This window comes from Saccharopolyspora sp. NPDC045839, from assembly GCF_056431645.1.
Genome location: NZ_JBWKKH010000010.1, coordinates 192,734 through 199,668 on the forward strand (window position 1 = coordinate 192,734; position 6,935 = coordinate 199,668).

Here is a 6,935-nt window from a genome sequence, read left to right on the forward strand (position 1 = left end):
GTTTCGCGCGAAAACGGCGCCCCGCCGAAGCCCAGCCGTCAGCGGCCCTGCAGGGACTTGACGTTGTTGCCGAAGGTCCAGGACTTCGAGCCGTCCCAGTTGATCGACCAGGTCATCAGGCCCTTGAGGCCGCCGTTGTAGTTGTTCCACGCCTGGGCCACCAGGCCCGGCGACATGTAGCCGCCGCCCGCGCCCGGCTGGGCGGGCAGGCCGGGGACCTGCTTGTCGTAGGGCACCTTGATCGTGGTGCCCTGGATGACCAGGCCGTTGTTCAGGCAGTCCGTCTGCACCACGAAGCCCTCGACCGTGCCCGCCTGGTACGAATCGCCGGAGCAGCCGTACATGCTGCCGTTGTAGTACTGCATGTTCAGCCACCACAGCCGGCCGTTGTCCGCGTACTTCTTCACGATCGGCAGGTACGCGCCCCAGATCGATCCGTAGGTCACGCTGCCGCCGGTGACGTACGCGGTCTCCGGCGCCATCGTCAGGCCGAAGTTGGCGGGCATCTTGGCGAGCACGCCGTCGATGATGCGGATCAGGTTGGCCTGCGAGGGCGAGAGCTCGTTGATGTTTCCGCTGCCGCTGAGGCCGGTCTCGATGTCGATGTCGATGCCGTCGAAGTTGTACTTCTGCAGGATCGGGACCACCGTCTCGACGAACCGGTCGGCGACGGCGCTGGACGACAGGTCGATGCCCGCCGTGGCGCCGCCGATCGACATCAGGATCGTCAGCCCGTTCGCCTTGGCCTCGCACATCTCGGCGGGCGTGGCCACCTTCACCGTGCTGTCCATCCCGTCTTCCCACAGGACGGTGCCGTCGGAGCGGATGACCGGGAACGCCGCGTTGATCACGTTGTAGCCGTGCTCGCGGATGGCCGGGTCGGTGATCGGCGTCCAGCCGAACGGCGGGTGCACGCCGTTGGCCGCGCCGTCCCAGTTCTCCCAGTAGCCGTGCAGCACCTTGCCCGCGGGCCTCGACTTCACCGGGCACGTCTCGGCCGCCGCGGGAGCCGGGTTCGCGGCGTTCGCCACCGGCTGCGCCTCGGTCCCTGCCGCGACCTGCGGGATCGACAGCGCGGCGACGAACGCCGCCACCAGCCCGGTTCTCAGCAGACGTTTCGTCCGACCGCTCATTCCCGAATCCCTTCGCGACAGGACCAATTCCGCAATTGGTCCGGTGTTCATCCGATCGCCATCAAGAACTTTTATGACAAATTTCGCGGCCGGAAACAAGATTGCCGGAAAAGTGGTATTTACCAATTTGACCGAAAGTCGCGCGAGATCGCCGGGCCCGGCCCGGGGCCGCATGATGGCGCCATGGGCACCCGAACCACGTTGACCGACAAGCTCTTCCGCGTCGCCGTGCTGCTCAAGGGCCTGGACGGCGCCGTGCAGCTGATCGCCGGAGTGCTGCTGATCTTCTTGTCCCCCAACACCATCACGCGGCTCGCCCACGCCGTCGTCACGCGGGACCTGCTGGGCCCGCCGGCCGGGCCGCTGGCCGGACACTTCGAGGAGGCCCTGCAGCACTTCGCCGGCGGCAACCGGACCTTCGTGATCACGTACCTGATCGCCCACGGCGTCATCAAGATCGGCCTGGTGATCGGCCTGCTCCGCAAGATCATGCCGCTGTACCCGGTGGCGATGGCGGCGCTGGGCCTGTTCGTCGTCTTCGAGGTGCTGCGGGCGGTGCAGACGAAGTCAGTGGTGCTGCCGCTGTTCGCGGCGCTGGACGTGGCGATCATCGTGCTCGTGCTCCGCGAATACCTCGAATTGCGCCGCCGGAACCACTGACCAGGCCCTCGATGTGCGCCACCCCGGGTGCGCCGAGACTCCGCAGTTTCAATTGAAACTGGGGGCCGACTCCGGAGGTGACCATCCAGCGACGGCGGCACGACGAGCCCGTGCTGATCACCGATGCGGCGGCGTCCGCCGCACGATCTGGATCACGGAGCCCGTTCCGGCCCGGCGTTCCCGGCGCGGAATAGTTGATCTCGATCGCCACTTCGCCGATCCGTGAAATACGGGAATTCGACATGGCGGCCCGATTTCCCGACCTCCGGGACATCTTGATCAATTTCGATCCTTCACCAGCAATTGGCGAATTGTGCCCAATCGATGGACATCTTCACTCGATCGAGTGAAGAGTCTCCTCTCGGTTCGAACCAGCTGTGCCCTCGTGAACCGAAGGAGATCAGCGTGTCGCTCGCCCGAAACCTCGCCGGACTCGCCGGAGCCGTGTTGGCCGTCGCCGCCTTCGCCGCCCCGGCCCAAGCAGAGACCCCGCCGCCGGACGTCTCCACCAAGATCATCGACGGCCGGGAGGTGGACAGCGCACCCTGGGCGGCGCGGCTGTTCGCCAACGGCCAGGAGAACTGCAGCGCCACCATCATCGCCCCGGAGTGGGTGCTCACCGCCCAGCACTGCGTCGCAGGCGGCGGCTCCCTCAGCTTCAACATCGGCAACGTCGACCAGACGCAGGGCGAGAGCGCCAACGCCAAGCCCGGCGGAGTCCACGTCCACGACTCCGCCGACCTCGCACTGGTGAACATCGACCACGCGGTCCAGACCGAGTACGCCCCGCTGGGCTCGGTCGGCGACGTCCAGGTCGGCCAGACCGTGCAGACCTACGGCTGGGGCGCGACCTGCACCGACCAGCCCGAGATCCAGTGCCAGTCTCGGATCCTGAAGGTCGCCGACGTGAACGTGACCGACATCGCGTGCAGCGACTACCGCGGCGGCACCGCGGTGTGCGCCACCCGCGGCGACGGCATCCCGGCCGGCGGCGACTCCGGCGGCCCGATGTTCTCCGGGAACGTGCAGGTGGGCGTGGCTTCGACCAGCGACCGCCAGAACAACACGGCCTACACCAACATCACCGAGTACCGCGACTGGATCCAGTCCATCGCGGGCGTGTAGATCAAGATCGCGCAGCGGTCCGTCCGGGTGCCCGCAGGCCCCGGGCGGACCGCTTGTGCATTGATGTTCACCCGATCCGAGCAGTTTTTCGGACTATCTGAGAACTTCTTCTTGATGCATCCCGACGGCGCCGTGAAAGTCAGCGTTTGCGCAGGTCAAGGCCACACTTAATGGATTGATCTAGCAATCCGGAGACGATCGGTAGCATCGCGTCGAAGCGCATTGCAACGTTTGTGTAGTGCTTCTCACGTGTAAAATCGCGTCTCGCCTGGTAGACGGATAGTTATCGCGTCGGGAGCCTGACGCGTTACGGATGTTCTGTTAAGTTGGCAAAGCATGACCGGCGACAAACCGAGCCATAACATCGACAAACGGAATGGCGACAGCGGTTCAGCCGGACGGTTGGAGATCGATACTCCGGTCGTCGCGGACGGCCCTGAGCTCTACCGAATCACCCGTGATTCGGCGGTGCTCGATGTGAACTCGTCCTACGCATATTTGTTGTGGTGCCGGGACTTCGCGCAGACCTCCGCGGTGGCACGCACCGACGGTGCGGTCGTGGGATTCGTGACCGGCTACATCCGGCCGGACGCCCCCGACACGCTCGTCGTGTGGCAGATCGCCGTCGATGCATCCCAGCGCGGTGGTGGCGTGGCGGGCCGACTCCTCGGCCACCTGGTGGACCGCGTGCTGCCGCGCGGTGTGCGGTACCTGGAGACGACGATCACGGCTGACAACGCTGCATCGATCAAGCTGTTCACGGCGCTGGCGCGCAAGCGCTCGGCCGGCCTGGAACGCAGCGAGCTGTTCACCGCCGACCTGTTCCCTGATGCGCACCTGGGGGAGGACCTGTACCGCATCGGGCCTTTCGAGCCCGTTCCGGCGGCCGCCGCCGGAGCCTGACGGCCGCCGTCCTGGCACGAAATCTTGTTCTTGAAGTGCCGGGCGCGCGCACAACGCGCTGCCTGGCCGAACGGAGGATCGTGAACGACATCTTCGCAACCCTGGAATCGGAAGTACGCAGCTACAGCCGCACCTGGCCGACGGTCTTCGACCGCGCCGGCGGCAGCTACCTCTACGACGAGGACGGCACCGGGTACCTGGACTTCTTCGCCGGTGCCGGCGCGCTCAACTACGGGCACAACAACCCGCTGCTGAAACGAAAACTCATCGAGTACATCGAGCGCGACGGCGTCACCCACGGCCTGGACCAGTCCACTGTGGCCAAGCGCGCGTTCCTGGAGACCTTCCAGAGCAACGTGCTCAAGCCGCGCGGGCTGAACTACAAGGTCCAGTTCCCCGGCCCGACCGGCACCAACTCGGTGGAGTCGGCGCTGAAGCTGGTCCGCAAGATCACCGGCCGGGAATCGATCATCAGCTTCACCAACGCCTTCCACGGCATGACGCTGGGCTCGCTGTCGGTGACCGGCAACTCGATGAAGCGCGGCGGCGCCGGCATCCCGCTGGTGCACGCCACGCCGATGCCCTACGACGACTACTTCGACGGCCAGGTCCCGGACTTCCTGTACTTCGAGAAGATGCTCGAGGACAGCGGCAGCGGCCTCAACGAGCCCGCCGCGGTGATCGTCGAGACGCTGCAGGGCGAAGGCGGCATCAACTCGTCGCGGCCGGCGTGGCTGCGCGGGCTCTACGAGCTCTGCCAGAAGCACGGCATGCTGATGATCGTCGACGACGTGCAGATGGGCTGCGGCCGCACCGGTCCGTTCTTCAGCTTCGAAGAGGCCGGCATCCAGCCGGACATCGTCTGCCTGTCCAAGTCCATCGGCGGCTACGGGCTGCCGCTGGCGCTGACCCTCATCAAGCCGGAGCACGACGTCTGGGAGCCGGGCGAGCACAACGGCACGTTCCGCGGCAACAACCCGGCGTTCGTCACCGCCACCGAGGCCCTGAAGCAGTACTGGGCCGACGACTCGCTGGAGAAGTCCACCATCGCCAAGGGCGAGCGGGTCGGCGAGGTGCTCGAGGAGCTCGCCGCCAAGTACGGCGCGGTGGCCAAGGGCCGCGGGCTGGCGCGCGGGCTCGGCTTCGAGGACACCGACGTGGCGGGCAAGGTCTCCAAGGCGGCCTTCGACCGCAAGCTGCTGGTGGAGACCTCGGGCCCGAGCAGCGAGGTCATCAAGATCATGCCGCCGTTGACCGTTTCGGATGACGAACTGGAGCAGGGTCTTCAGATCATCCGCGACTCGGTCCAGTCTGTCCTGGCCTGATCCGGCACGCCGCGTCATGGCGCGAACGGACCGTTCACCTCGCCAAGAGACGTGAACGGGCCGTTCACCTCGCCAAGAGGAGCGAACGGACCGTTCGCGCCGCCGCGGCAGAACTGCAAGTTGATCCACTGGAGGAACTGTGATCGTCCGGCACCTGTCGGAAATCGACGACACCGACGCCGACATCAAGACGGAGAACTGGCGCAGCAAGCGCATCGTGCTGGCCAAGGAGAAGGTCGGCTTCTCGGTGCACGAGACCACCCTCTACGCCGGCACGGTGAACGACTTCTGGTACGCCAACCACATCGAGGCGGTCTTCATCACCGAAGGTGAGGGCGAGATCGAGGACAAGGCGACCGGCGAGGTCCACCAGCTCAAGCCGGGCTCGCTGTACCTGCTGAACAACCACGACAAGCACCAGGTCCGGCCGCGGACGACCATGCGCACGGTGTGCGTGTTCAACCCGCCGGTGACCGGGCGCGAGGTGCACGACGAGAACGGCGTGTACCCGCTGGTCGTGGAGGACGACGAGACGCCGGTCGCCGGCTGAACTCGCTGTTCGAGCTTGTGAACCGCACGTGGCGGGTAACCGGAAGTGGTTGCCCGCCACGTGCGTTGACGGGTCTTCCCACGCGATGACGTGGGAAGTTGCGCGCGCATACGTGCGCCGCTTCTAACCGAGGAACCGAGAAATGGCGGCGGTGCCAGCTGCACCGACCGCTCCGGCGGGAATTCGCGAAGGAGGCGCAAACCATGACCGTCGCTGATCTGAGCACCCAGGATCGCTATCCGACCCGGGTGAGCGCCGAGCCGGCGTTGATCCGGCGAGAGGACCCCACCGTCTGGCCCGGCGTGACGGCCGGCCCGGCGACCGCGGAAGAGCTCGCGGCCCACCAGGCCAAGGGCTTCCACGTCGTCGAGGGCCTGCTGTCGCCTGCCGAGGTCCAGACCTACTGGCAGGAGCTGGAACGGCTCACCAGGGACCCGGCGGTGCGGGCCGATGAGCGGACCATCGTGGAGCGCAGCTCCGACGAAGTCCGCTCGATCTTCGAGGTGCACCGGATGAGCGAGCTGATCGCGGAGCTGGTGCGCGATCCGCGAGTGCTGGACCGGGCAAGGCAGATCCTCGGTTCGGACGTGTACGTGCACCAGAGCCGGATCAACTACATGCCCGGCTACCGGGGCACGGGCTTCTACTGGCACTCCGATTTCGAGACCTGGCACGCCGAGGACGGCATGCCGGCGATGCGCGCGGTGAGCATCTCGATCGCGCTGACCGACAACTACCCGTACAACGGCGGGCTGATGATCATGCCTGGCTCGCACCGGACGTTCGTGTCCTGCGTGGGCGAAACACCGGACGACAACTACAAGTCGTCGCTGAAGCAGCAGCACATCGGGGTGCCGTCGGAGGACGACATCACGAAGCTGGCCTACGAGCACGGCATCGAGCAGTTCACGGGCCAAGCGGGGTCGGCGCTGTGGTTCGACTCGAACTGCATGCACGGCTCGGGGAACAACATCACGCCGTTCCCGCGCTCGAACATCTTCGTGGTGTTCAACAGCGTGGAGAACGAGCTGGTGGAGCCGTTCGCGGCGAGCAACCCCCGCCCGGACTTCGTCGCCTCCAGAAGAACGATCCCAATCCAACGCTGACCGGCTGAGGTGGGGGGGGGGGGGGGGGCCCCCCCCCCCCCCCCCCCCCCCCCCCCCCAACCCCCATATGTGGGCTGTGGGGGGAGGGACTTTTCCCACAAATCTACCCAAACCAACCCCAAGCGGCTGGCTG

7 protein-coding genes are annotated in these 6,935 nt (G+C 66.3%); 6 read left to right on the forward strand and 1 reads right to left on the reverse strand.

Annotated features, from left to right (window positions below; genetic code table 11):
• Positions 1-38: 38 nt before the first annotated feature.
• Entirely contained in the window at positions 39-1,133 is a 1,095-nt protein-coding gene (locus AC07EQ_RS17085; RefSeq protein WP_478388881.1) for a chitinase, read from the reverse strand.
• Between the two features lie 183 nt (positions 1,134-1,316).
• Here AC07EQ_RS17085 and AC07EQ_RS17090 point away from each other — a divergent pair, with 183 nt between their 5' ends.
• The 6 genes from AC07EQ_RS17090 to thpD all read left to right on the forward strand — a co-directional run bounded on the left by AC07EQ_RS17090 (position 1,317) and on the right by thpD (position 6,802).
• Positions 1,317-1,793 carry a DUF2127 domain-containing protein gene (locus tag AC07EQ_RS17090; protein WP_478388882.1) on the forward strand — a complete coding sequence of 159 codons (477 nt, stop codon included), beginning with the start codon at positions 1,317-1,319 and terminating at the stop codon, positions 1,791-1,793.
• Between the two features lie 405 nt (positions 1,794-2,198).
• Entirely contained in the window at positions 2,199-2,918 is a 720-nt protein-coding gene (locus tag AC07EQ_RS17095) for a S1 family peptidase (protein WP_478388883.1), read from the forward strand.
• A 402-nt stretch (positions 2,919-3,320) separates the two neighbouring features.
• A complete protein-coding gene (gene ectA, locus AC07EQ_RS17100) occupies positions 3,321-3,821 on the forward strand; it encodes a diaminobutyrate acetyltransferase (RefSeq protein ID WP_478388884.1) in 501 nt (166 codons plus the stop codon).
• A gap of 80 nt (positions 3,822-3,901) precedes the next feature.
• Positions 3,902-5,146, forward strand: coding sequence for a diaminobutyrate--2-oxoglutarate transaminase (ectB, locus tag AC07EQ_RS17105; protein ID WP_358567075.1), 1,245 nt, complete (start codon positions 3,902-3,904; stop codon positions 5,144-5,146).
• 139 nt (positions 5,147-5,285) lie between these two features.
• Complete coding sequence (locus AC07EQ_RS17110) at positions 5,286-5,696, forward strand: ectoine synthase (RefSeq protein ID WP_132484580.1); 411 nt, start codon at positions 5,286-5,288, stop codon at positions 5,694-5,696.
• A gap of 203 nt (positions 5,697-5,899) precedes the next feature.
• Positions 5,900-6,802 carry an ectoine hydroxylase gene (thpD, locus tag AC07EQ_RS17115; RefSeq protein ID WP_478388885.1) on the forward strand — a complete coding sequence of 301 codons (903 nt, stop codon included), beginning with the start codon at positions 5,900-5,902 and terminating at the stop codon, positions 6,800-6,802.
• The last annotated feature ends 133 nt before the right edge of the window (positions 6,803-6,935 follow it).